General features: G+C 63.2%; 22 protein-coding genes, 4 tRNA genes and 2 pseudogenes. 12 read left to right on the plus strand and 16 right to left on the minus strand.

The genetic code is table 11. The features are described from left to right. Nucleotides 1-223: 223 nt before the first annotated feature. Nucleotides 224-994, minus strand: a complete 771-nt coding sequence (locus DDA93_RS01285) for an SDR family oxidoreductase (protein ID WP_116777872.1) — start codon at nt 992-994, stop codon at nt 224-226. Nucleotides 995-1025: 31 nt separating this feature from the next. On the opposite strand from DDA93_RS01285, the gene valS reads away from it, so the two are divergent. Continuing rightward, complete coding sequence (gene valS, locus DDA93_RS01290) at nt 1026-3644, plus strand: valine--tRNA ligase (RefSeq protein ID WP_035747805.1); 2619 nt, start codon at nt 1026-1028, stop codon at nt 3642-3644. Between the two features lie 85 nt (nt 3645-3729). Here the strand turns inward: valS and DDA93_RS01295 are convergent, their stop codons facing one another. The 6 genes and pseudogenes from DDA93_RS01295 to DDA93_RS01320 all read right to left on the minus strand — a co-directional run bounded on the left by DDA93_RS01295 (nt 3730) and on the right by DDA93_RS01320 (nt 9126). Then, nucleotides 3730-4359 (minus strand): DsbA family protein, encoded by a 630-nt coding sequence (locus tag DDA93_RS01295; RefSeq protein ID WP_024475454.1) that lies wholly within the window; start codon nt 4357-4359, stop codon nt 3730-3732. Nucleotides 4360-4418: 59 nt separating this feature from the next. Beyond that, the gene (gene clpX / locus DDA93_RS01300; protein ID WP_024475453.1) at nt 4419-5711 is read right to left on the minus strand and encodes an ATP-dependent Clp protease ATP-binding subunit ClpX; all 1293 of its coding nucleotides are present in this window, start codon (nt 5709-5711) and stop codon (nt 4419-4421) included. A gap of 163 nt (nt 5712-5874) precedes the next feature. Continuing rightward, complete coding sequence (locus DDA93_RS01305; protein ID WP_019482862.1) at nt 5875-6549, minus strand: ATP-dependent Clp protease proteolytic subunit; 675 nt, start codon at nt 6547-6549, stop codon at nt 5875-5877. A gap of 52 nt (nt 6550-6601) precedes the next feature. After that, nucleotides 6602-7198: an ATP-dependent Clp protease proteolytic subunit gene (locus DDA93_RS01310; protein WP_024475965.1), complete on the minus strand. Its 597-nt coding sequence runs from the start codon at nt 7196-7198 to the stop codon at nt 6602-6604. 235 nt (nt 7199-7433) lie between these two features. After that, nucleotides 7434-8965 (minus strand): annotated as a pseudogene (gene tig / locus DDA93_RS01315) (trigger factor). 87 nt (nt 8966-9052) lie between these two features. Beyond that, a tRNA-Pro gene (locus DDA93_RS01320) sits at nt 9053-9126 on the minus strand. 132 nt (nt 9127-9258) lie between these two features. On the opposite strand from DDA93_RS01320, the gene DDA93_RS01325 reads away from it, so the two are divergent. Beyond that, nucleotides 9259-9332 (plus strand) — tRNA-Gly (locus DDA93_RS01325). A gap of 90 nt (nt 9333-9422) precedes the next feature. Here DDA93_RS01325 and DDA93_RS01330 read toward each other — a convergent pair. Beyond that, entirely contained in the window at nt 9423-10346 is a 924-nt protein-coding gene (locus DDA93_RS01330) for a zinc finger domain-containing protein (protein WP_116777873.1), read from the minus strand. A 4-nt stretch (nt 10347-10350) separates the two neighbouring features. Then, nucleotides 10351-10824 carry a ribose-5-phosphate isomerase gene (locus tag DDA93_RS01335; RefSeq protein WP_019482866.1) on the minus strand — a complete coding sequence of 158 codons (474 nt, stop codon included), beginning with the start codon at nt 10822-10824 and terminating at the stop codon, nt 10351-10353. Nucleotides 10825-11000: 176 nt separating this feature from the next. Between DDA93_RS01335 and pepN the strand changes: the two genes are divergently transcribed. The 4 genes and pseudogenes from pepN to DDA93_RS01355 all read left to right on the plus strand — a co-directional run bounded on the left by pepN (nt 11001) and on the right by DDA93_RS01355 (nt 15521). Continuing rightward, complete coding sequence (gene pepN, locus DDA93_RS01340; RefSeq protein ID WP_116777874.1) at nt 11001-13553, plus strand: aminopeptidase N; 2553 nt, start codon at nt 11001-11003, stop codon at nt 13551-13553. 31 nt (nt 13554-13584) lie between these two features. Then, nucleotides 13585-14078 (plus strand): annotated as a pseudogene (locus tag DDA93_RS01345) (OsmC family protein). Nucleotides 14079-14391: 313 nt separating this feature from the next. Then, nucleotides 14392-15039 (plus strand): mechanosensitive ion channel domain-containing protein, encoded by a 648-nt coding sequence (locus DDA93_RS01350; RefSeq protein WP_024475970.1) that lies wholly within the window; start codon nt 14392-14394, stop codon nt 15037-15039. Further along, a complete protein-coding gene (locus DDA93_RS01355; RefSeq protein ID WP_116777875.1) occupies nt 15036-15521 on the plus strand; it encodes a globin in 486 nt (161 codons plus the stop codon). Before DDA93_RS01350 ends, DDA93_RS01355 begins: the two co-directional genes overlap by 4 nt. Nucleotides 15522-15528: 7 nt before the next feature. Here DDA93_RS01355 and DDA93_RS01360 read toward each other — a convergent pair whose 3' ends face one another. Beyond that, entirely contained in the window at nt 15529-16197 is a 669-nt protein-coding gene (locus tag DDA93_RS01360; RefSeq protein WP_116777876.1) for a hypothetical protein, read from the minus strand. A 3-nt stretch (nt 16198-16200) separates the two neighbouring features. After that, nucleotides 16201-16683 carry a thioesterase family protein gene (locus tag DDA93_RS01365; RefSeq protein WP_116777877.1) on the minus strand — a complete coding sequence of 161 codons (483 nt, stop codon included), beginning with the start codon at nt 16681-16683 and terminating at the stop codon, nt 16201-16203. A 156-nt stretch (nt 16684-16839) separates the two neighbouring features. Here DDA93_RS01365 and DDA93_RS01370 point away from each other — a divergent pair, with 156 nt between their 5' ends. Beyond that, the gene (locus DDA93_RS01370) at nt 16840-17721 is read left to right on the plus strand and encodes an acyl-CoA thioesterase II (RefSeq protein ID WP_019482873.1); all 882 of its coding nucleotides are present in this window, start codon (nt 16840-16842) and stop codon (nt 17719-17721) included. 134 nt (nt 17722-17855) lie between these two features. On the opposite strand, the gene ettA is transcribed toward DDA93_RS01370, so the two are convergent. The 5 genes from ettA to mptB all read right to left on the minus strand — a co-directional run bounded on the left by ettA (nt 17856) and on the right by mptB (nt 22836). Beyond that, nucleotides 17856-19538, minus strand: a complete 1683-nt coding sequence (gene ettA, locus DDA93_RS01375) for an energy-dependent translational throttle protein EttA (RefSeq protein WP_019482874.1) — start codon at nt 19536-19538, stop codon at nt 17856-17858. 103 nt (nt 19539-19641) lie between these two features. Beyond that, nucleotides 19642-20292 carry a single-stranded DNA-binding protein gene (locus DDA93_RS01380; RefSeq protein ID WP_116777878.1) on the minus strand — a complete coding sequence of 217 codons (651 nt, stop codon included), beginning with the start codon at nt 20290-20292 and terminating at the stop codon, nt 19642-19644. A gap of 269 nt (nt 20293-20561) precedes the next feature. After that, a tRNA-Arg gene (locus DDA93_RS01385) sits at nt 20562-20637 on the minus strand. A 203-nt stretch (nt 20638-20840) separates the two neighbouring features. Beyond that, nucleotides 20841-21251 carry a DUF3224 domain-containing protein gene (locus DDA93_RS01390; protein WP_019482876.1) on the minus strand — a complete coding sequence of 137 codons (411 nt, stop codon included), beginning with the start codon at nt 21249-21251 and terminating at the stop codon, nt 20841-20843. A 55-nt stretch (nt 21252-21306) separates the two neighbouring features. Next, nucleotides 21307-22836: a polyprenol phosphomannose-dependent alpha 1,6 mannosyltransferase MptB gene (gene mptB / locus DDA93_RS01395; RefSeq protein WP_207771295.1), complete on the minus strand. Its 1530-nt coding sequence runs from the start codon at nt 22834-22836 to the stop codon at nt 21307-21309. A gap of 370 nt (nt 22837-23206) precedes the next feature. Between mptB and DDA93_RS01400 the strand changes: the two genes are divergently transcribed. The 5 genes from DDA93_RS01400 (at nt 23207) to def (ending at nt 26340) form a co-directional block, all read left to right on the plus strand. Next, nucleotides 23207-23608, plus strand: a complete 402-nt coding sequence (locus tag DDA93_RS01400; RefSeq protein ID WP_133185385.1) for a hypothetical protein — start codon at nt 23207-23209, stop codon at nt 23606-23608. 62 nt (nt 23609-23670) lie between these two features. Next, on the plus strand, nt 23671-24231 hold the full coding sequence (gene orn, locus DDA93_RS01405) for an oligoribonuclease (protein ID WP_019482879.1): 561 nt from the start codon (nt 23671-23673) through the stop codon (nt 24229-24231). A gap of 140 nt (nt 24232-24371) precedes the next feature. Continuing rightward, nucleotides 24372-24447: transfer RNA gene (locus DDA93_RS01410), tRNA-His, on the plus strand. 114 nt (nt 24448-24561) lie between these two features. Then, entirely contained in the window at nt 24562-25719 is a 1158-nt protein-coding gene (locus DDA93_RS01415) for an acyl-CoA dehydrogenase family protein (protein WP_116777880.1), read from the plus strand. 48 nt (nt 25720-25767) lie between these two features. Further along, the gene (gene def / locus DDA93_RS01420; protein WP_019482881.1) at nt 25768-26340 is read left to right on the plus strand and encodes a peptide deformylase; all 573 of its coding nucleotides are present in this window, start codon (nt 25768-25770) and stop codon (nt 26338-26340) included. The last annotated feature ends 58 nt before the right edge of the window (nt 26341-26398 follow it).

The following is a 26398-nucleotide window of genomic DNA, read 5'->3' on the forward strand; positions in this document are numbered from 1 at the left end:
CCCGCGGTACCACCTCACTTGCCGCCAACGAGACATATCTTCTCGCGGCTGCCACTTCGTGACCGCTATGACGGGCTTACCCGTCCGGTTCTACTAGCCTGCAGCACTAAGGACGTACGACAGGGGTTCTTCCGGAAGCTCACCGGTGATGGCCGGGTCAAAGCTGTTGCACCTAGTCTAGCGGAAACTGACCGGCCCGCGCGGGGCGCCAATGCAGCTGGGACTACTGGCTCCGGATCACCTTGTGCGCTGCGGCCTGCGCCAGCGGGCGGACCACAATCTCGTCGAGGTTCACATGGTGGGGCACCGTCACCGCGTAGACGACGATATCCGCCACGTCCTCGCTGGTGAGTGGCTTTTCGACGCCGTCGTACACCTTTGAGGCGGCGTCTGCACTGCCCAGCCGGTTCAGGGAGAACTCCTCGGTGTGCACCATGCCGGGCAGCACCTCGACCACACGGACACCATGCTCTGCTTCCTCCAGCCGCAGCGCCCGGGTCATGGCACGCTGGGCAGCCTTCGCCGCGTTGTAGCCGGCGCCACCTTCGTAGGAGACCATTCCGGCCGTCGACGTCAGGTTCAGGACAGTGCCGCCATCCGTCTGGCCCCTGAGCATGGGGAGAAACGCTCGGGTCATCTTCATCGTGCCCACCACGTTCGCCTGGTACATCCAGTCCCAATCGGCAGTCTTCGCGTCGACCAGCCGGTCGGCGCCGCGGGCACCGCCGGCAATGTTGATCAGGGTGTCAGCACCACCTGCGTCGGCGACGGTGCCCAGAAGGCGCTCGACGTCGTCGTCCTCGGTGATATCGGTGGGCACCGCGATGGCCCCGGTCTCGGCGGCCAGCTCCGCCAGACGGTCGGCGCGACGGGCGACGGCGAATACCCGCCACCCCTGGGCCGCGAGCAGGCGGACCGTGGCCTGCCCAATGCCGGTGCTGGCTCCGGTAACAACTGCTGCTCGCTGCGCTGGCGTGATCTGGGTGGAAGTCATGGATCCAACTTATCGTGAAACAATTGCCGGTATGGCTGAACACACTCCGGGCACAGACACGCCCGCAACAGTAAATGTCCCTGACAAACCGGTTCTTGAGGGTCTCGAGTCCCGGCTCGCCGCACAGTGGCGGGCGGATGGTACCTACACCTTCGACCCCGAGACGTCCCGGGCGGAGGTGTATTCGATTGACACTCCCCCACCCACGGCATCAGGTTCGCTGCACGTAGGCCACATGTTCTCGTACACCCAGACCGACGTCGTCGCCCGGTATCAGCGGATGCGCGGCAAGAACGTGTTCTACCCGATGGGGTGGGACGACAACGGTCTGCCCACTGAACGCCGCGTCCAGAACTACTATGGTGTGCGCTGCGACCCGTCGGTCGCCTACGACGCCGGCTACACCCCTCCCGCTGAGCCGCCCAAGAACCAGCGCGACTTCGACGCCGTCTCGCGCCGGAACTTCATTGAGCTGTGCGAGGAGCTCGCGGTCCAGGACGAACTGGTGTTTGAAAACCTGTTCAGCACCCTCGGCCTCTCGGTTGACTGGAACCTGACGTACCGCACCATCGACGACACGTCCCGTGCCGTCAGCCAGCGCGCGTTCCTGGAGAACCTCGCCGGCGGCGACGCGTACCTTGCCGAGGCTCCCACCCTCTGGGACGTCACGTTCCGCACGGCAGTGGCACAGGCCGAACTCGAAGACCGGGAACAGCCGGGCGCCTACCACCGGATCGCGTTCCACACCCCCGGTGGGGAGAAGATCTTCATCGAATCGACCCGCCCGGAACTTCTGCCCGCCTGCGTGGCGTTGGTGGCGAATCCCGACGACGAGCGGTACCAGCACCTGTTCGGCACCACTGTCACGTCGCCGCTGTTCGACGTTGAGGTTGAAATCAAGGCGCACCCGCTGGCGAAGCCCGACAAGGGCACCGGCATTGCCATGATCTGTACCTTCGGTGACCTCACCGACGTCATCTGGTGGCGTGAGCTGCAGCTGCCTACCCGCGCCATTGTGGGCCGCGACGGCCGGATCCGCTCGGAAACCCCCGAGTGGATCAGCACGGAGAAGGCACAGGAAAACTATTCGGCAATCGCCGGGAAGACCGTTTTCAGCGCCAAGGAAGGCGTCGTTGCCTTGCTGCGCGCCAGCGGGGAGCTGGAGGGCGAGCCGAAGAAGGTGGTCCACCCGGTCAACTTCTACGAGAAGGGCGACAAGCCGCTCGAGGTTGTCACCAGCCGCCAGTGGTACCTCCGGAACGGTGGCCGCGACGAGGCCAAGCGGGAGAAGCTCATCCAGCGCGGCCGGGAGATCGACTTCCACCCCGCGTTCATGCGGTCCCGGTACGAGAACTGGATCGAAGGACTCAACGGCGACTGGCTGGTCTCCCGGCAGCGTTTCTTCGGCGTCCCGATTCCGGTCTGGTACCGCCTCGACGCCGACGGGGAGCCTGACTACGAGGCTCCGATCGTGCCGACCTACGAGTCCCTTCCCGTGGACCCGGCAGCCGAACCGGCTCCCGGCTTTGAGGAGACCGCCCGCAACCAGCCGGGTGGTTTTGTCGGCGAGAACGACGTGCTGGACACGTGGGCGACGTCGTCGCTGACGCCCCAGATTGTGGGCGGCTGGCCGAAGAACCCCGACCTGTTCGCGAAGGTCTTTCCGTTCGATCTTCGGCCGCAGGGCCACGACATCATCAGGACCTGGCTGTTCTCGAGCGCCGTCCGCGCCGATTCGCTGCAGGATTCGGCACCGTGGCGCCATGCCGCGCTGTCCGGCTGGATCCTGGACCCGGATCGCAAGAAGATGTCCAAGTCCAAGGGCAACGTGGTGGTCCCCACCGACGTGCTCGAGGAATTCGGGGCCGACGCCGTCAGGTACTGGGCCGCCTCAGCCAAGCTGGGCGCCGACACGGCCTATGAGATTGCGCAGATGAAGATTGGGCGGCGGCTGGCCATCAAGCTGCTGAACGCGTCGAAGTTTGTGCTGAACCTTGGTGCCACCGAGCACACGGTCCTCACCGATGACACCTCGGTGGTCACGAACCAGCTGGATTTGTCCCTGCTGGCTCAGCTGGGACAGGTCATCGACGCGTCGACTGCCGCGTTCGAGAAGTATGACTACGCCAAGGCTCTGCAGCTCAGCGAGACGTTCTTCTGGTCCTTCACGGATGACTACGTGGAGCTCATCAAGGACCGCGCCTACGGTGCTGCCGGTGAGGCCGAGCAGGCGTCGGTACTGGCCACCCTCGCGACCACTCTCGATGCGATGCTGCGGATGTTCGCGCCGTTCCTGCCCTTCGCTACCGAGGAGGTCTGGAGCTGGTGGCGCAGTGGATCGGTGCACCGGACCGAATGGCCGACGTCGGGCCACCTCGCCGGAACCATCCGCACCGCCGACACCGGCGTGTTGGGCACAGTGGCGCTCGCCCTCGGCGGCATCCGCCGGTCGAAGTCCGAGGCGAAGGTGAAGCAGCGCACCGAGGTGCTCAGCGCCGTCGTCAACGGCTCTGCTGCGCAGCTGCGCCAGCTCAACGCCGGCCTGAACGATCTGCTGGCGGCAGGCAATGTGCGCGAGCTGCACCTGACCGAAGCCGAGGGTGAGCTGTCGGTGTTCGAGGTGGAGCTGGCTCCCGTCGAAGCAGTCTAGCCTGCAGCTGACGCAATCCTGAAAGAGGGAGTCCCCGCAGACCGATCCGGTCTGCGGGGCCTCCCTCTTTTACGGTTACTGCTAACTAGTCGAAGGAAGGGCTCTCGGTGCGTGAGCGTTTCAGTTCGAAGAATTCCGGGAATCCGGCGAGCATGACGGCGCCGTCGAAGATGCGTCCTGCGTCTTCGCCCCGGGGGATGCGGGTCAGGACGGGGCCGAAGAAGGCCGTGCCGTTGAACGCGACCACGGGGGTGCCGACTTCATCGCCCACCCGGTCAATTCCGTCCTGGTGCGAGGCGCGGAGCTGGGGGTCGTATTCCTCGCTGGTGGCGTAGTCCGCGAGTTCGGCGGGAAGTCCGACTTCCTCGAGGGATTCGCGGATCACTGCAGCGAAATCCTGGTTCTTTCCCTGGTGAATCCGGGTGCCCATTGCATCGTAGAGCTTCTTGATGTTGTCATCACCGTGGAGTTCAGCTGCGGCAACGACGACCCGGACGGGCCCATAGGCCTGCTTCATGAAGTCCTGGTATTCCTGGGGAAGATCACGGCCGTCGTTGAGCACGGCCAGGCTCATGACATGCCAGTCCACCTTGATGCTGCGGACCTTCTCCACTTCCTCAATCCACCGGGAGGTGATCCAGGCGAAGGGGCAGGCGGGATCAAACCAGAAATCGGCCTTTTGGACATTGTCGGTGGGAACAATCGTTTCAGTCATATTCCCTACAACCCGGGTACCAACCGGCGTATTCCGGCCGGACGCCGAAATTTCCGGCGTTAGGCCGACTTGTTCCGGCGCTTCGCAACGACGTCGTGCGAGATCAGCGTGGGTTCCGCCTTCTTGGCGACCACATCTTCAGTGATGACAACCGTGGCAATGTCATCCCGGCTGGGCAGGTCGAACATCACGGGCTGAAGGACTTCCTCCATGATGGCGCGCAACCCGCGGGCCCCGGTTCCCCGCTCGAGCGCCTGATCGGCGATGGCCTCGAGAGCCTTCGGCTCGAAGGTGAGCTCGACGCCGTCGAGCATGAACATTTTCTGGAACTGCTTGATCAGGGCGTTCTTCGGTTCGGTCAGGATCTGCATCAACGACTTTTGGTCGAGGCTGGTCACCGTTGTGATGACCGGGAGACGTCCGATGAACTCGGGAATCAGACCGAACTTGAGCAGGTCCTCGGGCATGACGTCGCCGTAGCTGGCTTCCTCACTCTTGAGTGAGGACAACGGGGCGCCAAAGCCGATCCCCTTGCGTCCCGCACGGGAGCCGATGATCTCTTCCAGGCCAGCAAATGCACCCGCAACGATGAACAGGACGTTGGTGGTATCGATCTGAATGAATTCCTGGTGCGGGTGCTTGCGGCCGCCCTGGGGCGGCACCGACGCGACAGTACCCTCGAGGATCTTCAGCAATGCCTGCTGCACGCCTTCACCGGATACATCGCGGGTGATTGACGGGTTCTCGCTCTTGCGGGAGATCTTGTCGATTTCGTCGATGTAGATGATGCCCTGCTCAGCCTTCTTGACGTCGTAGTCAGCGGCCTGGATGAGCTTCAGGAGGATGTTCTCAACATCTTCCCCCACGTAGCCCGCCTCGGTGAGCGCCGTGGCGTCCGCGACGGCGAAGGGGACGTTCAGCCGGCGGGCCAGGGTCTGCGCGAGATAGGTCTTGCCGCAGCCGGTGGGGCCGATGAGGAGGATGTTCGACTTGGCAATCTCCACGTCTTCGGCAGGCACCGCGTCGGAGAGGTTTCCCGTACTCCGCGGGGCATGCCCGGACTGGATCCGCTTGTAGTGGTTATAGACGGCGACGGCGAGGGACCGCTTGGCGGGTTCCTGACCGATCACGTATTCCTGCAGGAAATCGAAGATTTCGCGGGGCTTCGGAAGCTCGAAGGTGCCAAGGTCAGCTACCTCGGACAGCTCTTCCTCGATGATCTCGTTGCAGAGATCGATGCATTCATCGCAGATGTACACGCCCGGGCCGGCAATTAGCTTCCGGACCTGCTTCTGGCTTTTCCCACAGAAAGAGCACTTAAGCAGATCTGTGCTCTCACCAATGCGAGCCATGTGTCAGTCCCCTTACGTGGATCTGTTGAAATCGACACCCGATATCCGAGCTGATGGAACCGGGCTACCTTCCACTCTAGGACAATTGGCGCGGCTATGAAGCACCAAAAGGCCCGTGGTGCGATTGTTTCGCACCACGGGCCTTGGTCCGGAGAAGAGTGCCTTACGGCTTGTTGATCTTCGGTGGGCTGATCTTGCGTGACGTCAGAACTTCGTCCACCAGGCCGTACGCCTTGGCGTCGGCGGCGGTGAGGATCTTGTCGCGTTCGATATCGATGTTGACCTGCTCGGCGCTCTTGCCACTGTGTAGGGCCAGCGTGTCCTCCAGCCAGGTGCGCATCCGCATCACTTCGTTGGCCTGGATTTCCAGGTCCGACGCCTGACCACCCTGGCCGCCGCCAAGGGCCGGCTGGTGGATCAGGACACGGGCGTTGGGAAGTGCAAGCCGCTTGCCGGGGGCCCCTGCCGCGAGCAGCACGGCTGCAGCGCTGGCAGCCTGGCCGAGGCAGACGGTCTGGATTTCAGGGCGGATGAACTGCATGGTGTCGTAAATTGCGGTCATGGCCGTGAACGATCCACCCGGCGAGTTGATGTAGAGCGTGATGTCGCGCTCTGGATCGGTCGACTCAAGCACCAGCAGCTGGGCCATCACGTCGTCGGCCGATGCATCGTCAACCTGCACGCCAAGGAAGATGATGCGGTCCTCGAAGAGCTTGGTGTACGGGTCCTGCCGCTTGAACCCGTAGGGGGTGCGCTCTTCAAACTGGGGAAGAACGTAGCGGTTGGACGGCATCTGCGGTGCGGCGCCGCCTGCTGCGGCTCCAAAATTGTGGTTCATGGTCTCTCCTGGGTGATCTCTGCTGTGGTGGGTGGGGCGCAGGCGCAGCGACTTAGTCGCGCTGCGTTCCGCCGCCGCCGGATACCGTGTTGGCGTGCGCAGCGATCTTGTCGAAGAAGCCGTATTCCAGGCCCTCCTGCGCAGTGAACCACTTGTCGCGGTCGTTGTCCTTGAGGATTTTCTCGACCGTCTGCCCGGTCTGCTCTGCCGTAAGTTCAGCCATCACGCGCTTCATGTGCAGGATCAGTTCGGCCTGGATCCGGATGTCCGACGCCGTTCCACCGATGCCGCCGGAGGGCTGGTGCATCAGTACCCGGGCGTGAGGGGTCGCATAGCGCTTGCCCTTGGTGCCCGAGGAGAGGAGGAACTGTCCCATCGACGCGGCAAGCCCGGTGGCGACGGTGACCACGTCGTTCGGGATGAACTGCATGGTGTCGTAAATGGCCATTCCCGCGGTGACCGACCCGCCGGGCGAGTTGATGTACAGGAAGATGTCTTTGTCCGGGTCTTCAGCTGACAGGAGCAGCAGCTGGGAGCAGATGGCGTTGGCGTTGTCATCCCTGACCTCTGAGCCGAGCCAGATGATGCGCTCTTTCAGGAGCCGGTTATAGATGTAGTCATCCCGGCCAGCGGGGTCTACGGTCGCCATGGTCGGGGTGGTGGGTTCGATTGCCATTGGAAGTTAGCCTCTCACTCTGGTTGGTCTACCGGGTGCCGGTAGCCGACCGTTTGTCTCTCATTGGACAGTAACTTGTTTGGGGGTCCGTTTGATCCCGCTGCGGAGGCTGTTCGCTGACGGCGCATCAGAGCGGGGGCTGCGGAACTTAACGGCCGAGGGCCGTCCTCCCGGGTGGGAAGACGGCCCTCATTCGTCAATGGTGGGGCTATGCCTTGCTGGACTCTTCGTCAGCTGCAGCCTCGGCCTTGGCTGGCTTTTTCGGAGCCGCCTTCTTCGCAGCGGGCTTCTTCTCCGCAGCTGGCTTCTTTTCAGCGGCTGGCTTCTTCTCCGCAGCAGGCTTCTTCTCAGCGGCCGGCTTCTTGGCTGCAGGAGCCTTCTTGGCTGCCGGGGCCTTCTTGGCCGGCTTCTTCTCAGCGGGCGCCTCGGATGAGTCGTCAGCTTCATCGCCGGGGCGAACGAAGTCGCTCAGGTCAACAACGGATCCGGAACTGTCCGTGACGACTGCCAGTTCAAGGACCTTCGCCAGTGCCTTACGACGACGGACCTCTCCGACAATCATCGGAACCTGACCGCTCTGATCCAGCATCTGAGCGAACTGGTTCGGCTCCATGCCGTACTGGCCGGCGGTCGACACGATGTAATCGATCAGCTCCGGCTGGCTGACACCGATTTCTTCCTTCTCGGCGATCGCGTCGAGGATCATTTCGTTGCGGAACGCCTGCTCGGTGTTCTCGCGAATCTCGGTGCGGTGCTCCTCGGTGTCGTGACCCTCGGCGTTGGCGTGGGCGTTTTCACCGGTGAAGTGCTGTTCCAGCTGATCCTCGATGAAGGCTGCTGGGACGGGGACCTCGATGAGCTCGATGAGCTTCTCAAGAACCAGGTCACGAGCTTCAACGCCCTGCTCGGTGACCTTCTCTTCGGCTGCGCGCTTGGTGAGGTCGGCGCGCAGTTCAGCGATGGTGTCGAATTCGCTGGCAAGCTGGGCGAAGTCGTCGTTAGCTTCGGGGAGTTCGCGCTCCTTGACGGCGCTGACCTCAACCTTGACCTGCGCCTTGTTGCCGGCGTTCTCGCCGTTGGCCAGCGTGGTCTCGAAGATGGCGTCCTCGTCGGCGCTGAGCCCGGTGACGGCTTCGTCCATGCCCTCAAGCATGGTGCCGGAACCGATCTGGTAGGAAACGTCCTGCGCGGCGTCAACCTGCTCGCCGTCGACCGTTGCTACCAGGTTTACGGTGAGGAAATCACCGTCGGCGGCGGGACGATCAACCGCGGTGAGGGTACCGAACCGGCCGCGCAGCTCGTCAAGAGCCTTGTCGACGTCGGCGTCGGATGCCTCTGCAGCTTCGACGGTCACTTCGAGACCGAGTACTCGGGAAGGGTGATCTCCGGGCGGACATCCAGCTCGACGGTGAACAGGAGCTGTCCATCCTTGGCGGCGGGATCCGGCACTTCGGTGATCTCAACCTCTGGGCGGGTCAGGGGACGGATTCCCGTTTCCTGAACGGCGCTCTGGTAAAAGTCATTCAAACCATCGTTGATTGCGGTTTCGATGACGTAACCGCGACCTACCCGCTGGTCAATCAGCTGGTTGGGGACGCGTCCCTTGCGGAAGCCCGGAACCTGGACCTGGGCGGAGATCGTCTTGTAAGCCGCATCGATGTTTGGCTTGAGCTCCTCAAAAGGAACTTCAACATTGAGCTTCACTCGCGTGGGAGTGAGGTTTTCGACAGCGCTCTTCACGGCGTAGTACTCCTGAATGATTGAAGATGAATGACCACACGGCGCCCGTGGAATTACCGGAACGGCATCCGCGGCGATAATGCAGAGTCGGGGTGACAGGAGTTGAACCTGCGACTTCCTGCTCCCAAAGCAGGCGCTCTACCAAGCTGAGCTACACCCCGTAAGTGCAGCCATTAGTCTACGTAACTTTTGCTCCAGTTGCACATTTGGCTAAACGGCCTTGCCTGTGGTGTAGTTATAGGCGTTCCGACGGCCTGAGCCGCTAAAGTAGTTAGTAGCAGGCTCGGGTTTTTGGGGATGTAGCTTAGTGGTAAAGCCTCAGTCTTCCAAACTGATGATGCGGGTTCGATTCCCGTCATCCCCTCCAGAATGTGGGTAGATTTCCTCAACCCAGTCCAATAAAAAAGCACCCCGCCAACCTGGCGCCGGGTGCTTTTTTCGTTTGACTACCGGGCTGCTAGGGCGCCTGGCAGCCGGGACACCAGAACAATTTCCGCGCCGCCATCTCGGCAACTGCCACCGGCGTTCCGCAGCGACGACAGGGCAGACCGGCCCGCCCATAGACGTAATGCGCGTCCTCGCGTTTGACCCGGGACGACGACGAGGACCGATCGGCCGGCGACGTCGTAATAATCCGGCCAGCACGCACTCCGTCCCCCATGATCGCGGCGATGTCCTCCCACAGGACTGTGGCTTCCTCAACGCTGACCGACTTGCCGGGGCGCCACGGGTCCAGCTTTTGCCTGAACAGTGCCTCAGCCCGATAGATGTTGCCTACGCCCGCGATCACCGCCTGATTCATCAGGAGCAGGCCCACCGGGCTGGCGCTCTTGCGCAGACCGGACGCGAACCGGGCGACGTCGTCGGGCGCATCCAGAGCGGCGCTGCCGAGCGGATCGGGGCCAAGGCGGGCGACGACGGCGTCGCGCTCCGGTTCGGTAATAACCTCACAGGCTGTCGGGCCGCGCAAATCGGCCCAGCCATAGTCGCTGACGAGGCGCAGACGGACGGCACCCACGGGAGCCGGCGGCCCGGCGTAGGTGGTGTCGGGGGTGCCGGCGACCTCCCGCTCCCCCACCTTGCGCGGCGCACCGATGCTGGACGCGCCCATGAACGACTTGTCGCCGCCGAAGCTCCAGGCACCGTAAAGCCCCAGGTGCACGCGTAGGAAAAGTGGGGGGGTAGGACTTTCGTCGAGTCCGTCGGCGAACTCGACGAAGAGTTGTTTTCCATGCGCGGCGGCTCGCACCAACACGCGTCCGTCCAGGCCCGCCGCGCCAGCAGCAAACCGACCCTGTGGGCTGGAGGCCGCGACCTGCTGCCCGCCGAACACTGAGGACAGCTGGGACGCCAGCCGGTGAATTGAATGGCCTTCGGGCATGGGACTACAGGTTGACGCTGCCGGTGGTCTCGTAGGCGGCGAGCTGCCCGATCCGCCGCACGTGGCGTTCGGCGTCGCTGAACGGCTCGGCGAGGAACGCGTCAATGATGAGTGTTGCTTCCTCGACCGTGTGCTGCCGTCCGCCGACTGCCACCACGTTGGCGTCATTGTGCTGGCGCGCCAGCTTTGCGGTGTCCAGGCTCCAGGCCAGCGCAGCGCGGACTCCCCGCACCTTGTTGGCAGCCATTTGTTCGCCGTTGCCGGATCCACCGAGCACAATGCCCAGCGCTTCGCGCCCTGCCTGCTGGTCAATGACGACGGCCTGCGCTGCGTTGATGCAGAACCCGGGGTAGTCATCCTCGGCGTCATAGACCTGTGGTCCGTGGTCGATGACCTCGTACCCGGTTCCGCGCAGGTGCTCGATCAGGTGGGCACTGAGCTCCATGCCGGCGTGGTCAGTGGCGATATGAACGCGCATGAAAGATCCGTTTCGATGAGATGGGTGTGTGCTGTCAAGGGTACTTGGTTGCCGGGTGTGCAGGTTGGTCGACGCTGATGAAAGAATGGCTGTGCTGCGTAAGCTGCATCACACCCGACGCCCGCCACCCGCAGGGCTTCCCATCATTTTTTTCGAAAGGCTCCACTTTGCCAGGCATGAATCTGACGCGCGAAGAGGCACGAGCTCGCGCTGACATTTTGACCGTCACCTCCTACGACATCAACCTTGACCTCACCCGTGGCGACACAGTCTTCGGGTCGCGGACTGTCGTGAAGTTCGAGGCCACCCAGGGTGCTTCAACGTTCATTGACGCCGTCACCAAGGACGTGTCACGGGTGACCCTGAACGGCGTCGAGCTCGACCCATCCGAGGTCTCTGATGGAATCCGCATCCAGCTGCCCCAGCTCGCGGCAGCCAATGAGCTGGTGATTGACGCTGACATGTTTTACATGAACACCGGCGAGGGTCTGCACCGCTTCGTCGACCCGGTCGACAACGAGGTGTACCTCTACACCCAGTTCGAGGTTCCGGACTCCCGGCGTGTGTTCCCCGTCTTTGAGCAGCCCGATCTCAAGGCCACCTTCAGCTTCACCGTGACGGCGCCGTCGCACTGGGATGTTATCTCCAACTCCCCCACGCCCGTCCCTGTCGACGCCGGCTCGGCCGACGACGGCGTCGCGACGTCCACCTGGTCCTTCGAGCCCACCGGTGTGCTGTCGTCCTACGTCACTGCCCTGATCGCCGGACCGTACCAGTCGGTGCGCAGCGAGCTCACCAGTTCGGACGGCCGTGTCATTCCCCTGGGTGTCTTTGCCCGGAAGTCTCTGATGCAGCACCTCGACGCCGAGAACGTGTTCGCGTTGACCCGGCAGGGGTTCGCCTTCTTCGAAGAGCAGTTCGGAACCCCGTACCCGTTCGCCAAGTACGACCAGCTCTTTGTCCCCGAGTTCAATGCGGGTGCCATGGAGAACGCCGGCGCCGTGACTTTCGTGGAAAGCTACGTTTTCAGGTCCCGGGTCACCGACGCCACCGTTGAGCGCCGGGCCATCACCATCCTGCATGAACTCGCACACATGTGGTTCGGCGACCTGGTGACCATGCGCTGGTGGAACGACCTTTGGCTCAATGAATCCTTCGCCGAGTTCATGTCCACCCTCGCCGCCGCCGAAGCCACCGAGTTCAAGCAGTCATGGACCACGTTCGCCTCGCTGGAGAAAGCCTGGGCCTACCGTCAGGACCAGCTCCCCTCCACCCACCCGATCGTCGCCGACATCAACGACCTCGAAGATGTGCAGGTGAACTTCGACGGCATCACCTATGCCAAGGGCGCCTCGGTGCTCAAGCAGCTGGTGGCCTGGGTGGGCCAGGACAAGTTCATGGAAGGCGTCAGGGAGTACTTCGGCAAGCACTCCTGGAAGAACACCGAACTGGTGGACCTGCTGTCCGAGTTGGAGAAAGCCAGCGGCCGTGACTTGAAGGAATGGTCGGCCCTGTGGCTGGAAACGGCTGGCGTCAACACCCTGCGGCCTGAACTCGAGGTCGACGACGACGGCGTGATCACCAGCTTTGCGGTCCTCCAATCGGCTGTTGCCGACTACCCCACGATCCGCCCGCACCGACTGGCGATTGGCTGCTATTCCCTGGATGATGCCGGAAAGCTGCAGCGTATTGACCGGGTGGAACTCGACGTCGACGGCGAACGCACCGACGTGCCTGAACTGGTTGGCCGGGCCCGCCCCGACCTGGTGCTGCTCAACGACGATGATCTGGCCTACGCGAAAATCCGGCTCGACGAGGTGTCGTTGCGCACAGCAACGCGACACCTCAAGGACTTCAACGACTCGCTCCCCCGCACCCTGGTCTGGGCTTCAGCCTGGGACGCAGCCCGCGACGGTGAGACACCGGCCCGCAACTACGTGGAGCTGATCCTGCAGAACATCGGCGCCGAATCCGATTCGTCGGTGGTGCTGGTCCTGCTCCGTCAGCTCGCCACGACGCTCGCGTTCTATGTGAACCCCGTCGACCGGTCAGCGATGACTATCGCGGCCGCCGACAGCCTCTGGGAACTCGCCCAGCGGGCCGACGCCGGATCGGATTCACAGTTGCAGTTCATCAAGGCGTTCGCAGGACACGCGCAGACCGGACCCCATCTGGACACCATTGAAGCGATCTTCACCGGCTCCGAGGTGCCCGCGGGGTTGGAGATTGACGCCGACCTACGCTGGGAGTTGGTCACCTCACTCGTGGCTGGTGGCAGGTTCGCACAGCCGGACATCGACGCCGAGCTCGAGCGCGATGCCACCGCCACCGGTCAGCTGGCAGCCGCCCAGGCGAAGGCGGCCATCCCCACGCCGGAGGCGAAGGCCGAAGCGTGGCACAGCATCATTGAGCGGTCGGACATGCCCAACGCGGCCCAGCGGTCAGCGATTGCCGGGTTCATGCGCGTTCACGACCCAGCAGTCCTTGCTCCCTTCGTGGACAAGTACTTTGCCGCTGCCCCTGACGTCTGGGGCAGCAGGACTCACGAGATCGCTCAGCAAATCATCGTGGGGCTGTATCCATCGCGGTTAACCACCCAGGAGACGCTGGACAAATCTGCAGCCTTCCTGGCCGCGCTCGATGCCGAAAGCACCTCGTTGCGACGCCTGATCCTTGAGAGCCAGGACGGGATTGTGCGGGCTCTGAAAGCGCAGGCCGTCGACCGGTAAATCAGGCGGTTTGGGGTGTAGTTTATAACCCATGAACCTCTCCGAGCACCACTATCGGATAGCTGTCAGATGGACCGGGAATCGTGGCGAAGGCACCCGGTCCTACCGAGCTACGGCCGGGACCACGAGGTGTCGGCTGTGGGTCCGCCGTTGCTGCTCGGCACGGCGGACCCCACCTTCCACGGAGACAAGGACAGGTGGAATCCTGAACAGTTGCTGCTCGCGGCACTGTCCCAATGCCACATGCTGTCCTATCTCCATATGGCGGTGAAAAACGGGGTGGTAGTGACCGCCTACGAGGATCCCGCCGTCGGCACCATGAGGTTGAATGACAACGGCAGCGGCGAGTTCATCAGTGTCACCCTGAAGCCTCGGGTGACCATCACCGATCCCCTGCTGAAATACACCGCGCAGGCCATCCACCGTGATGCCGCCGCGTCCTGTTTTATCGCGCGGTCGGTTAACTTTCCGGTCAATCACGAACCGGTGGTAGTGGTGGTGGAAGAGGCCCCGCAGGACGCCTAGGAAGCGTCGTCGGTCCGGCGCGGATGGAGCCGTTCCTCCGCGCCGGGATCAGACCCGATTTTCCGCTCGCTGCTTCGGGTGGCCCTCTCGGCCTGCGCCAATCCAGCGCCGCCCGGCGGGCCCGACGTCGTCCCCCGCGGCACCCAAGCCCCAAATTGAGTGTTTGGCCGACAATCCGCCGGGAGAGAAATCCGCTGCCGCCGGGGATCAGGATGCATCTCGGCTCGACCTACGGCGCTAGCCTAGGACCAGACACCCTTTCCGCCGCTGGCGGGGAGAACCCTGCGCTTGTGAAGGAAACGGTCACGCCCCCATGCAGTCGCCCACCCAGATTGGTTTAGGAGACCAGCTCCTCCACGCCGCCATCATCCTGGTGGCTGGGCTGGTGTTATGGCTGGTGGTCCGCTTCATCATCAACCGGATGGTGCGGCGGGTGCGCAGCGGGTCCGACCTGTTCAAGAAACCGCATTTCAAATGGGCGCAGCCTGTCCTTCGTACCCTCGACCACAAACGGCGGGTGCAACGAACCGAGACCATCGGAGCACTGCTGCGCAGCGTTTCGGGCCTCACCATCGCGATCATTGCCATCATGATGGCCCTGCAGGCGCTCGGCGTGGATATTGGTCCCATTCTCGCGAGCGTCGGAATCGTGGGTATCGCCATTGGCTTTGGTGCCCGCGAAATCATCAGGGATGCGTTCCTCGGGTTTTTCATCACCCTCGAGGATCAGTACGGAATCGGCGACACCATCGAGGTCGGCGACACCGTCGGAGTGGTGCAGTCGGTAGGACTGCGGATTACGCGTCTGATCGATGACAACGGGGCCATCTGGTACCTCCGCAACGGGGACATCATGAAAGTGGGCAACCGTTCACAGGGCGACTACGTGGCGCCAGTAGCTGCCGATGCCGCACCCGTTGCCCCGGTACCCGGCGCCGAACCTACAGGAGAGAAATCATGATAAACCCCGGAAATGCCGAAGGCATCCCCATCCCGTCCCGATTCGGGGAGCCGCTCGCCAGGCTCACACCGGTGGGTCCGCGATTCGACCAGCCAGCCTATACCGACAACTTCTACGAAGCAGTCGGAGGGCATCCGGTCTTCGTGAAACTGGTCGATATTTTCTACGCCGGCATCGCCGATGACGAGTTGCTGCGCCCGATGTACCCCGAGGAGGATCTCGGACCGGCCAAGGAACGCCTGCTGATGTTCCTTGAACAGTACTGGGGCGGTCCCAAGACGTACGGGGAGCAGCGTGGGCATCCGCGACTCCGGATGCGGCACATGCCGTTCGCCGTGTCACCCCTGGCCCGGGATCACTGGTTGACGCACATGCGCGCTGCCGTCGACGCCCTGGACCTCGCACCTCTCCATGAGGCGACGCTGTGGGATTACCTTGAGCGGGCTGCCCATTCGATGGTCAACTCAGCGGACGACCGCTAGGACCCGTTCATATCACGGTGGGGATCCGCGACAGCACATGGCCTCGCGAGGTGCTGATCCGGGTCCACCGCCCGTTGGTCAGGACCAGTGGACGCTCTTCCCCGGCGAGGAAACCCAGGGCGAAGGCCCCGAAGGCTGCACCCGCTGGCACCTCGACTGCCAGATCTTCGATGCTGCGACCCCAGATCGCTCCCCTGGCACTGTTGACGATCAGGGCACCCGGATTGTTCGGGACGGTCTCCGCGACTTCGCGGATACCGTTTCTGGCTGCAGTCTCGACAAGCTCGGCGCTCAGGTCGCCGCGCGGCTCCCACCCGGAGCGTGGGGGCAGCACCCCGGTCCAGCTCTCGGTGACCGTGGTCGGGGGAACCTGCAGGACGACGTCGTCGTCGGCCATCCGGGCGAGCCGGTCCGACACCGAGGCCAAAGCAACAGTGGTGTCCACGTTCGCCGGGGCTGCCAGCGGCATGGTCCGCAAGCCGAGAACGGTGGGGATCGCCTCGCCGAGGATGCGCGGCCGGAGAATGCAGATGTAGGTGGCGAGGACAGTTCCCGTCGCCTGCAGCCGGACGGCGCCGTCTTCGGCTGCCCTGGCCCGGGCGATGAACGTCCGCAGGTCGGCGACCACCAGTGGGTCGGTGAAGATCAGCTCGGTTGATTCCGGCGGTGACACCATCGGTCAGCCGTCCTGTCGGCGCCGGAAGGCCACCGGGTCGCCGAGCCAGCGCTCCAGGGCGGCGCGCTGGGCTTCGTTGAGTTTCGCGGGCCGGCCGGTGGTCCGGTTGACGAGGATCATGGTGGAAGCCGCCAGAGCGTAACTGATGGAGCCGTCCGGCTCCGCGATCTGGTAGCCCAGATCAAAGCTTGAGCCGCCGATGCCGGTCACCCAGATGCTGATCTCCAGCGGGCTGGGGCGGTAGTTCAGCGGCGCCGAGTATTCGATCTCGTGCCGTGCAACGAGCGTGAAGTGGTCCGGGCCGATCAGGTCAAGCAGGGTATCGGACGGTTCGGCGCCGCCCTGGCCCGGGTCCGAGAGGGGCAGGTGAATGAACTGGACGCGCGCGTCTTCAAGGTACTGCAGGAACCGCACGTTATTGACGTGTCCGTAGGAGTCTTCGTCGCCGAAGCGTAGCTGAATAGGGAAGCGCTGGATCCGGGGCATGCTCCCATCCTCTCAAACGTAACCCGGCCCGGCTAAACGCTTCACCACTGGTGTTGAGGGGCGGACGCGTGTGCAACTAAGGTCAGAGGTACTTTCGACGTCGTTCCCGCGACGGACCTAGCCCACGCATCACCGCACTACAAGGAGAATTTACCTATGGCTGTCGAGTCCACTGTCGATCCAACCCAAACGCTGGTCGACCTGCTTGATCTGAGCAGCGCGGATGGAGCGCAGACCGACGAGGAGATCTTCGTGGGTACCTCGGTGCAACAGGCAGGGCGGCGGATTTTCGGTGGTCAGGTGTTGGCTCAGGCACTGATCGCGGCGATTCGCACCGTCGAGCCGACCAGGGAAGTCCACTCCATGCACGCCTACTTTTTGAGGGCGGGAGATGCGCTTGAACCGATCACCTTCGGGGTGCAGCGTCTGCGTGATGGCCGGTCCTTCTCGGCCCGGCGGGCGCACGCGTACCAGAATGGGGTCCCCATCCTGTCGATGATCGCCTCCTTCCAGCAGCCCGACGACGGTCTGTCCCACCAGGAGCGGATGCCTGAGGGAGTACCCGATCCTGAGTCGCTCCCCAGCACCGCCGACCTGCTCGGCGACATGGACCACCCGTTGGCACGCGCATGGTCATTTGACCGGCCGTTCGACATTCGGCATGTGGATGGTGCGCTCTATGTACAGCACGACAGCGACCGGGTGGCACGCAATGCGGTCTGGATGAAAACCTTTGCTCCGATGCCGGCAGATCAGGGACTGCACCGGGCGGCCCTTGCCTACGCCAGCGACTACACGCTGCTCGAATCAATCCTCCGCCAGCACGGCCTGAGCTGGATCACCCCCGGCATGAGTGTCGCCAGCCTGGATCACGCCATGTGGTGGCACCGTCCGGTGAAGGTGGATGAGTGGTTGCTTTATGTTCAGCAGTCCCCCAGCGCTTCGGGGGCACGCGGCCTTTCGACCGGGCAGATCTTCAACCGTGCCGGCGAGCTGGTGGCAACCGTTGCCCAGGAGGGCATGGTCCGCGTTCCCTGATGCCCCCACCTGGATCGAGTCAACAGAAATAACCGGAAAATCGCCGCAAACGCGTCCTTGGTGTTGACTCGATGAAACGAAGGAGCGCCCCGACCGTTAGTGGCCGGGGCGCTCCTTTTTCAACGAGTCAGCTGTTAGTCGCGGGTCAGGCGGCGGTGCGTGACGCGGTGAGGCTTTGCGGCGTCGGCGCCGAGCCGTTCCACCTTGTTCTCCTCGTAGGACTCGAAGTTACCCTCGAACCAGTACCACTTGTCCGGGTTCTCCTCGGTGCCCTCGTAGGCGAGGATGTGGGTCACGACCCGGTCGAGGAACCACCGGTCGTGCGATACCACCACGGCGCAGCCGGGGAATTCCAGCAGTGCGTTTTCCAGGCTGGACAGCGTTTCGACGTCGAGGTCGTTAGTCGGTTCGTCAAGGAGGAGAAGGTTTCCACCCTGTTTGAGCGTCAGGGCCAGGTTCAGCCGGTTACGCTCACCACCGGAGAGGACACCGGCACGCTTCTGCTGATCGGGGCCCTTGAAGCCGAAGGCCGATACGTAGGCCCGTGAAGGCATTTCGACCTGTCCCACCTGGATGAAGTCGTGTCCGTTGGAGACAACCTCCCAGAGGGTCTTCTCGGGGTCGATGCCACCACGGGACTGGTCGACGTAGGAGATTTTCACCGAATCACCGATGGTCAGCTTGCCGCCGTCGATTGGTTCCAGGCCCACGATGGTCTTGAACAGCGTGGTCTTACCAACGCCGTTGGGGCCGATGACACCGACGATGCCGTTGCGGGGCAGCGAGAAGGACAGTCCGTCGATCAGGATGCGATCGTCGTAGCCCTTGCGCAGGTCAGTTGCTTCAATGACCTGGTTACCCAGGCGTGGGCCCGGCGGGATCTGGATGTCTTCGAAGTCGAGCTTCTTGGTGCGCTCCGCTTCTGACGCCATTTCCTCGTACCTGGCGAGCCTGGCCTTCGACTTGGTCTGGCGGCCCTTGGCGTTGGAGCGAACCCATTCGAGTTCCTCGGTGAGGCGCTTGGACTGCTTCGCATCCTTCTTGCCCTGCACCTCGAGGCGGGCACGCTTCTTTTCCAGGTAGGTGGAGTAGTTGCCCTCGTAGGGGTACAGGTGGCCGCGGTCGACCTCGGCGATCCACTGTGCAACGTGGTCGAGGAAGTACCGGTCGTGGGTCACGGCCAGGACAGCTCCGGCGTAGCTCTTGAGGTGCTGCTCGAGCCACAGCACACTTTCAGCGTCGAGGTGGTTGGTGGGCTCATCGAGGAGCAGCAGGTCGGGCTTCTGCAGAAGCAGCTTGCACAACGCAACCCGGCGTCGTTCGCCACCGGAAAGGATCGTGACATCGGTTTCCGGGGGCGGGCAGCGCAGCGCGTCCATGGCCTGTTCCAGCTGGGAATCGAGGTCCCAGGCGTCAGCCGCGTCGATGGCTTCCTGCAGTTTCCCCATCTCTTCAAGCAGGGTGTCGAAGTCGGCGTCCGGGTTGGCCATCTCTTCGGAGATCTCGTTGAACCGCTGGATCTTGCCGTAGATCTCACCGACACCTTCCTGCACGTTGCCCAGAACGGTCTTTTCCTCGTTCAGGGGCGGCTCCTGCAGCAGGATACCCACTGAGTAGCCAGCGCTGAGCTTCGCTTCGCCGTTCGAAGGGGTGTCCAGGCCTGCCATGATCTTCAGGATGGTGGACTTGCCCGAGCCGTTGGGGCCCACGACGCCAATCTTCGCGCCGGGGTAGAAGGACATGCTGACGTCGTCGAGGATTACTTTGTCGCCGACAGCCTTGCGTGCCTTGGTCATTGTGTAGATAAATTCCGCCATGCTCCAAGGCTAGTCGGTGCAACCAACTATCTCCCATTTGTGTGCGGTAGCTCCCGTTGCCTGACAGGAGCGCTCCCCTTCAGAGGGGTGGCGCCACCGAGTTCTAGAAGGGTGCATCACTGAGTTGACGTCCTGCTTCCGGTGAACTGGTGCCACCGCCAGACGAGTCGTCGGCGTCGTCGGTGTCAGCGGTGTGCCCGGCGTCGGCGCCAGCGGTCTGCCCGTCAGTGTGCCCGTCGGTGTGCTCTGCGCCGTCGTCGTCGGAGAGCTCCGGGTAGCCGCCCGACGCGTCCATGATCTCCCCGGTGGCCTGGTCGACCCGTGGATAATCCACGTCGGAGTCCTGCACATCCGATGGATCACCCGCCGTCGACGTTTCCCCTCCGGTGCGGTCGGCGCTGGTGCGGTGGAAGTGGGCGGTCCCCCACATCAGGTCATGCCCGACCGTTTCAGCGTCGATATCTACCGAGGTACCGGTTCTCCCGTCCTCCCGGATCCACGGCCGGACCCGAAGCCGCCCGCTCACCACCACCTTGTCGCCCTTCTTGATGCTCACTCCGGCGTTGGTGGCCAATTGCCTGAACATCGACACGGCGTACCAGTTGGTTTGGCCGTCAGCCCAGGAACTGGTGTTCCGATCGAATCGGCGCTCGGTCGAACACATGCGGAAACTGGCGTAGGCCAGGCCGCTGACTGCGACCCCTGACTTGACGTCGGTGGCCACATAGCCTCGGACTGTGATGTTGTCGCTCATCGAATTCCCCTTCAGCAAAGGTGTGCGCTGGCGGGTGTGCCAGCAGACACTATTTCACCGGTACCGAGGTGCGGGCGGGGGCTGTGGCAGCCCTATGTGGACAGGCTGAGGGAAGGGTCGCAGGTGGAGGGAAAGTCATCAACACGCTGGACCGGTTGCGGTCGGCCGCAACTCCGCGGGCCGCCTCTGTTCCGGGGGCTGGGGTCTTGCCTGCAGGTCGTCCTGTTCCGGGGCCAGCGTCTTGCCTGCTGGTCGGCCCGGTAATGCTGTGGTGCCCCCGGCGCGATTCGAACGCGCGACCAACGGATTAGAAGGCCGTTGCTCTATCCACTGAGCTACGGGGGCGACTTTTCTAGGTTACTACGCCGCCCAGCATCGTCGTGACGACGGGCGGCCCGGTTCTACGTCAGCATCTGGACATGCGTGGCTGACATGCAGGGCATTTCCGTCCACGGATGGCCGGGTTGCTCCCCGGGGTCCGGGTTGCTCCCCGGGGTCCGGGTTGGTCACCGGGGTCCGGGTTGGTCACCGGAACGGGTGGTGGTTCGCTACGCCCCGAAGGTCACCTTGAGTTCGAGGTGGTGCTGGCCTGCGATGTCCTGTGAATAGACCGCCTTGCCGGAGATTCCCGTGAGGCCTTCGGTACCGGATCCCGGGATGATGTGGCCTGAACTGGCTGCAGCACTACCCTCGGCAATCCCCCAGTGCTGGACGATCATGGTGCCCACCCTGCCGCCGACCGATCCGGTAAAGACCTCCGACGCGACGTAGCCGGCGCCGAAGTCGTTCCCCGCCATCAGTAACTCGGCGAAACTGGTCCCAGCCAGGTCGCCGGTAAAGACTTTGGTGGCGCTGACCCGGGACAATTCACTCGACGACCCGGGAACTGAATAGGGCTCGGGACTCCAGTCAGATATCTCGAAATCGCCGCTGATGATGTGTTCTGTCGATTCGGTCATTGACCCAGTATCGCCGGTTCAGCCCGAGAAAGCATGTTTGGGAGGACCCCGGTGATCAGTGCAGCTCGCCTGCCGCCGGGGTTTCATAGCGTTTCCGGAACAGGATCTTGGTCTTCGGATCGAGGAAAACCAGGTAGCACGCGAAGCCCAGAGCCACCACCGCAGCGACCTGCCGTGCCACCGTCAGGCTGAGCTCGAAGTACGGGAAAATGTCCAGCTGATCCGAGATGGCGTAGATCATGAAGAAGGACACCATGAAGTAGAGGGTCTTGACCTGCCAGTCGTTGCGGATACCGGTCACGGCGAACAAGGGGATCAGCCACACGACGTACCAGGACTGGATCATCGGCGCGAGAAACACGATCGCCGCGAAGGCGAGGGCGAGCCGGCGTACCAACCGGCTGTGTTCACCGGTGAACATGAGCCACCCGATGATGGCCAGCGAGGTGATCCGCCCCAGCAGGTAGACCACATCAGTGAAGGATTGACCGTCAAAGCCCAGTGCGTCCGCGAGGATCATGACGACCATGCCCAGGAATCCAATGGGTGCGTACCAGATCCAGACGCTGCCCGGGGTGCTCAGTGCGCCCACCCAGCCAAACCCGAACCCGTTGATCATTCCCATCACCCAGAGGATGGCAAATGAGATGCCAGCGGTGAGACCCCAGTAGAGGAACTTCCGCGGCCAGCTGGCACCTTTACCTGCCCACATCAGCCCCATGAAAGGAAGAAGGATCAGCGTGATGGGCTTGATGGCGATGGACAGGGTGACGATCACGATGGCGCGCAGCGGTTTCTGGGTCGCCGCCAGGTAGAGCCCCCAGAGGGCAAGACCGATCATCAGCGCATCATTGTGGATGCTGGCGATGAAATTGATCAGGAAGAGGGGGTTCGCCGCGGTCAGCCACAGCGCCCGGTTGGGGTTAACGCCGTGCAGTTCGGCGAGTTTGGGCACGTAATACACGCACAGTGCCACTCCCACAATGGCGATGAGCCGGAAGAGCAGTATCGAGAAGTCGGGTTGCCCGCCGGTGATGCCAACCACCAGGGCTTCAATCCACAGGAATACGGGCCCGTAGGGGGTGGGGCTTTGCGCCCACATATCGTCGGCACCGATCTGCAGGTAGTTCGAGATCTGGGAGTAGCCGTCGACATAGGGGTTCAACCCTGACAACACCACCTGGCCCTGCGCGATGTATGCGAACACATCCCTGCTGAACAGCGGGAGGGCCAGGCACATGGGCGCACCCCAAGCAATCACGGCGCTGAGGATCACCGGCCGGGACTCGGGCCCCCACCCATGCAGGCGTTGACCAAGCCGCAGCCAGGAGCGGACCAGAAGCATGCCACCCAAAGCGAGGATCAGGACGGACACCACAGCGCCGGCCGGTTCAAACCGCATCCACATGATGACGGGGACCCTGCGCAACTCGACCGACGCCAGCGACAGCCAGCCGACACCATACGATCCGATCATCATCAGCAGTGATCCCACGAACCCCTGGATAACCGCGACATTCGGGCGGCCCGCCAAGGCTGAGTCCGTCCGGGGCTGCGAGGCGTCGGCTGGCACCTGGGCAGTCATCTGTGGTTATCCAATCTTCGGTCGAACACTAAATCTCGAACGGCTGTGCTGCTGAGTTACTGCATCTAAACCGAGGTACCGTGGCCGGGCAGACTGGCTAGATTTTAGCATTGACAGCTGGTCCGTAACCGGTATCGCCGCACCCGGTTGCTGCGTCCGGATCCGGCGAAACAGTGCTTACACTTGGCTTGACCAATATTCCTTGACGATTTGGTGGTTGATGGTTTTGGGGCGCCACAGTGCGGAACCTGTCAAACGGCAGAAACCCGCTGACGAACTTCTTGCGTGGGGTGTGTTTATCTCGGTGGCATGTTTCGCCTCCATGTGGGTCCTGGACCTCGACCCCGGACCCGGGTTTATCCTGGGCGCGATGCCTGCGGCAGCTTTCGGTGTGGTCTGGATCCTCAACAACGGGGCCCTCACCCAACACCCCGCTGGAGCCCACTCGGTCTCGTGCCGGCCTGCGCCAACAGCAGCCACTGCACCCGTTGGCAACACAACACCGGGCGCGAGGCCGGAGCCCACCAGGGGTCACGGTACCCAGCCGGGTCCGCAGCCCACCCGTCCGGCCCTGGCCCAGCCCGCTCGTGAGCAGCCAGCCTCGGAAGCGGGGAGCCACACCGCGGCGAGCCGTTGGGTTCAGGAGTTCGGTCCGCCGGACACCGGCCCCCTGCCGGTTCAGGCTTATCGGCGCAACCGCGGTGCGGGAGTGTTCGCCGGATCAGTTGAGCAACGCTCCGACGGCCGCCAGTGGAGCCACTCCCGCGCCTGATCACGCGGTACATTTGGGGTGTGCCGATATCTAATGAACACATTGTCTGGATTGACTGCGAAATGACGGGGCTCGACCTCGTTTCGGACGCACTCATCGAAGTTGCAGTACTCGTGACTGATTCCGAGCTGAACATTCTGGGAGAGGGTGTCGACGTCGTCATCAAGCCCGACGACGCCGCGCTCGCGCAGATGGGCGATTTTGTGCGGGACATGCACACGACGTCAGGGCTGCTCACCGAACTTCCCGAGGGCATCAGCATGGCCGAGGCTGAGGCTGAGGTACTGGCCTACATCACCAAATGGGTCCCCGAACCCCGCAAGGCCCAGCTGGGAGGGAACTCGGTGGGTACCGACCGGTCGTTCCTGGCCCGCGACATGCCGGCTGTGATCGAGCACCTGCACTACCGGATCATCGATGTATCGACCATCAAGGAACTAGCTCGCCGGTGGTTCACCCGGGCGTATTTCCAGTCCCCTGCCAAGAGTGGGGGGCACCGGGCCCTGGGGGATATCCAGGACTCCATCCGTGAGCTGCGTTACTACCGGGAGTCGATTTTCGTGCCGAGCCCGGGCCCCGATTCGGCGTCCAGCAAGGCGATTGCCGGGTCGATGGCTGACTAGTTCGGCTGCCCGGAACCCCTTCCGGGCAGCCGGTTGCAGAGGGACCGCAAAAATTGTGTAGACTTGTCTGCGCTGCCTTTTGTAGGTGACAACACGACCGGAAACATCCGGTGGAATGTCATTTTGGCCGAAGGCACATGGTGGGTATAGCTCAGTTGGCAGAGCGCCTGGTTGTGGTCCAGGAGGTCGCGGGTTCAAGCCCCGTTACTCACCCCAAGAAGGTTGAAAGTTAGCCTTGGAAGGCCGTCCCTGAGATTTTCGGGGGCGGCCTTACCTGTAGGACCCAGGCCGGCGTCAGCTGGCGTTGAGCCACCGTGGAGGTTGGACCGCATGGAACGCAACGTGTTTGAGGAAGACCATCTGCTGTTCCGCGAGGTCGCAGCCGAATTCATTTCCCGCGAAGTGGCACCCCACTACGCCAGCTGGGATCAGGACCACCTCATGCCACGCACGCTGTGGACTGCCGCTGGCGAACAGGGGCTCCTTGGTCTGGCCGTGCCCGAGGAGTTCGGCGGGGCGGGAATGCCCGATTATCGTTTCCGCGCCGTGTTGGACGAGGAGTTCGCCAAAACGAACCACCTCGCCGTCGCCCTCGCCTTCCACCTGCACGACGACCTGGTCCTCCCCCACCTGCTGGCCTACGGCTCCGACGACCTCAAAGCCCGGTGGCTCCCCGGGATGGTCAGCGGCGAACGCGTCACCAGCGTTGCGTGGACCGAGCCCGGTGCCGGCAGCGACCTGCGCGGCATCAGGACCAAGGCGGTGCGCGACGGCGACGACTGGCTGATCTCCGGACAGAAAACCTTCATCGGCAACGGCATCAGCGGTGACGCCTCCCTCGTGCTGGCCCGCACCGACGGCAGCACCGGCCGGGGCTCCGCTGACTCCTTCTCCCTGTTCATGGTCGAAAAAGGCGAGGGGTACAACACCGGCAAACAGCTCGACAAAATGGGCCTGAAAGCCTCCGACACCGCCGAGCTCTTTTTCGATGAGGTTCGGGTCAGCGGGGACAACCTGGTGGGCGAACTGGGCCACGGGCTCCGTTACGCCACCGAACAGCTGCCGCAGGGGCGCCTCGCGATTGCCGTTGCAGCCTCAGCTGTGTCCCGCGCCAGCTACGAGGCCGCCGTCACCTACACCAAGGAACGCAACGCGTTTGGCGAGCGGGTTATCGACTTCCAGAACACCCGTTTCCAGCTGGCCGATATCCTCACCGAGGTTGAGGTCACCGAAACGTACGTCGACCAGGCGATACTCGCGTTCAACGCCGGAACCCTGGACGCGGCCAGCGCTGCCCGGGTGAAACTGTGGGCAAGCGAGCGGGCCAAATCCATCACTGACCGCTGCCTCCAGCTCCACGGTGGGTACGGGTACATCCTCGAGTATCCGGTGGCGCAGGCGTTCCTCGCCACCCGGCTGCTCACCATCTTCGGCGGCACCAGCGAGATCATGCGCGACGTCGTCGGCCGCCACATCGCCGGCCGATAACCGAGCTCGTTAGCCCCTTCCGATTTTCTCCCCTCCAGGAAAGCGACAATGACCGTTCACCCAGTCACCATCACCGGTGAGCCTGTGCTGCACCGCCGCGCCGCCGTCGTCACCGAGTTCGATGAGCAGCTGCGCACCCTCATTGCCGACATGTTCGAGACCATGGACGAAGCCAACGGCGTTGGCCTCGCCGCACCGCAGATCGGCGTGGGCCAGCGGATATTCGTGTACGGGATGGTGAACGACGACGACGTCGCGCCCCGCGGCGTGTTGGTGAATCCGACGCTGGTGACCACCAAGATTTCGGGGGCCGACCCGGACCCCGACGAAGAATCCGAGGGTTGCCTGTCCGTTCCTGGTGAATCCTTTCCGCTGAAACGCGCCGAATGGGTCAAGGTGACGGGTTTTGACGGCTTCGGCGAGCGGGTTGAATTTGTGGCCACCGGCTGGTTTGCGCGTTGCATGCAGCACGAGTATGACCATCTGGAAGGCAAGCTGTACGTTGACCGGCTCGTCGAACCCTATTCACGCGCCGCCCGCAAGGCCATCAAGAAGAATGCCTGGGGCGCTCCCGGTCTGACCTGGATGCCAGGTGTGGACCCGGACCCCTTCGGCCACTAGCCGACGGCGCCCGTCGGTCCGGTCGGTCGGCCCGGTCCGGAGGTCTGGTCTGTCCGGT

Origin of the sequence: Arthrobacter sp. Bz4 (assembly GCF_003075455.1) — a bacterium.
Classification (GTDB): Bacteria; Actinomycetota; Actinomycetes; order Actinomycetales; family Micrococcaceae; genus Arthrobacter_D.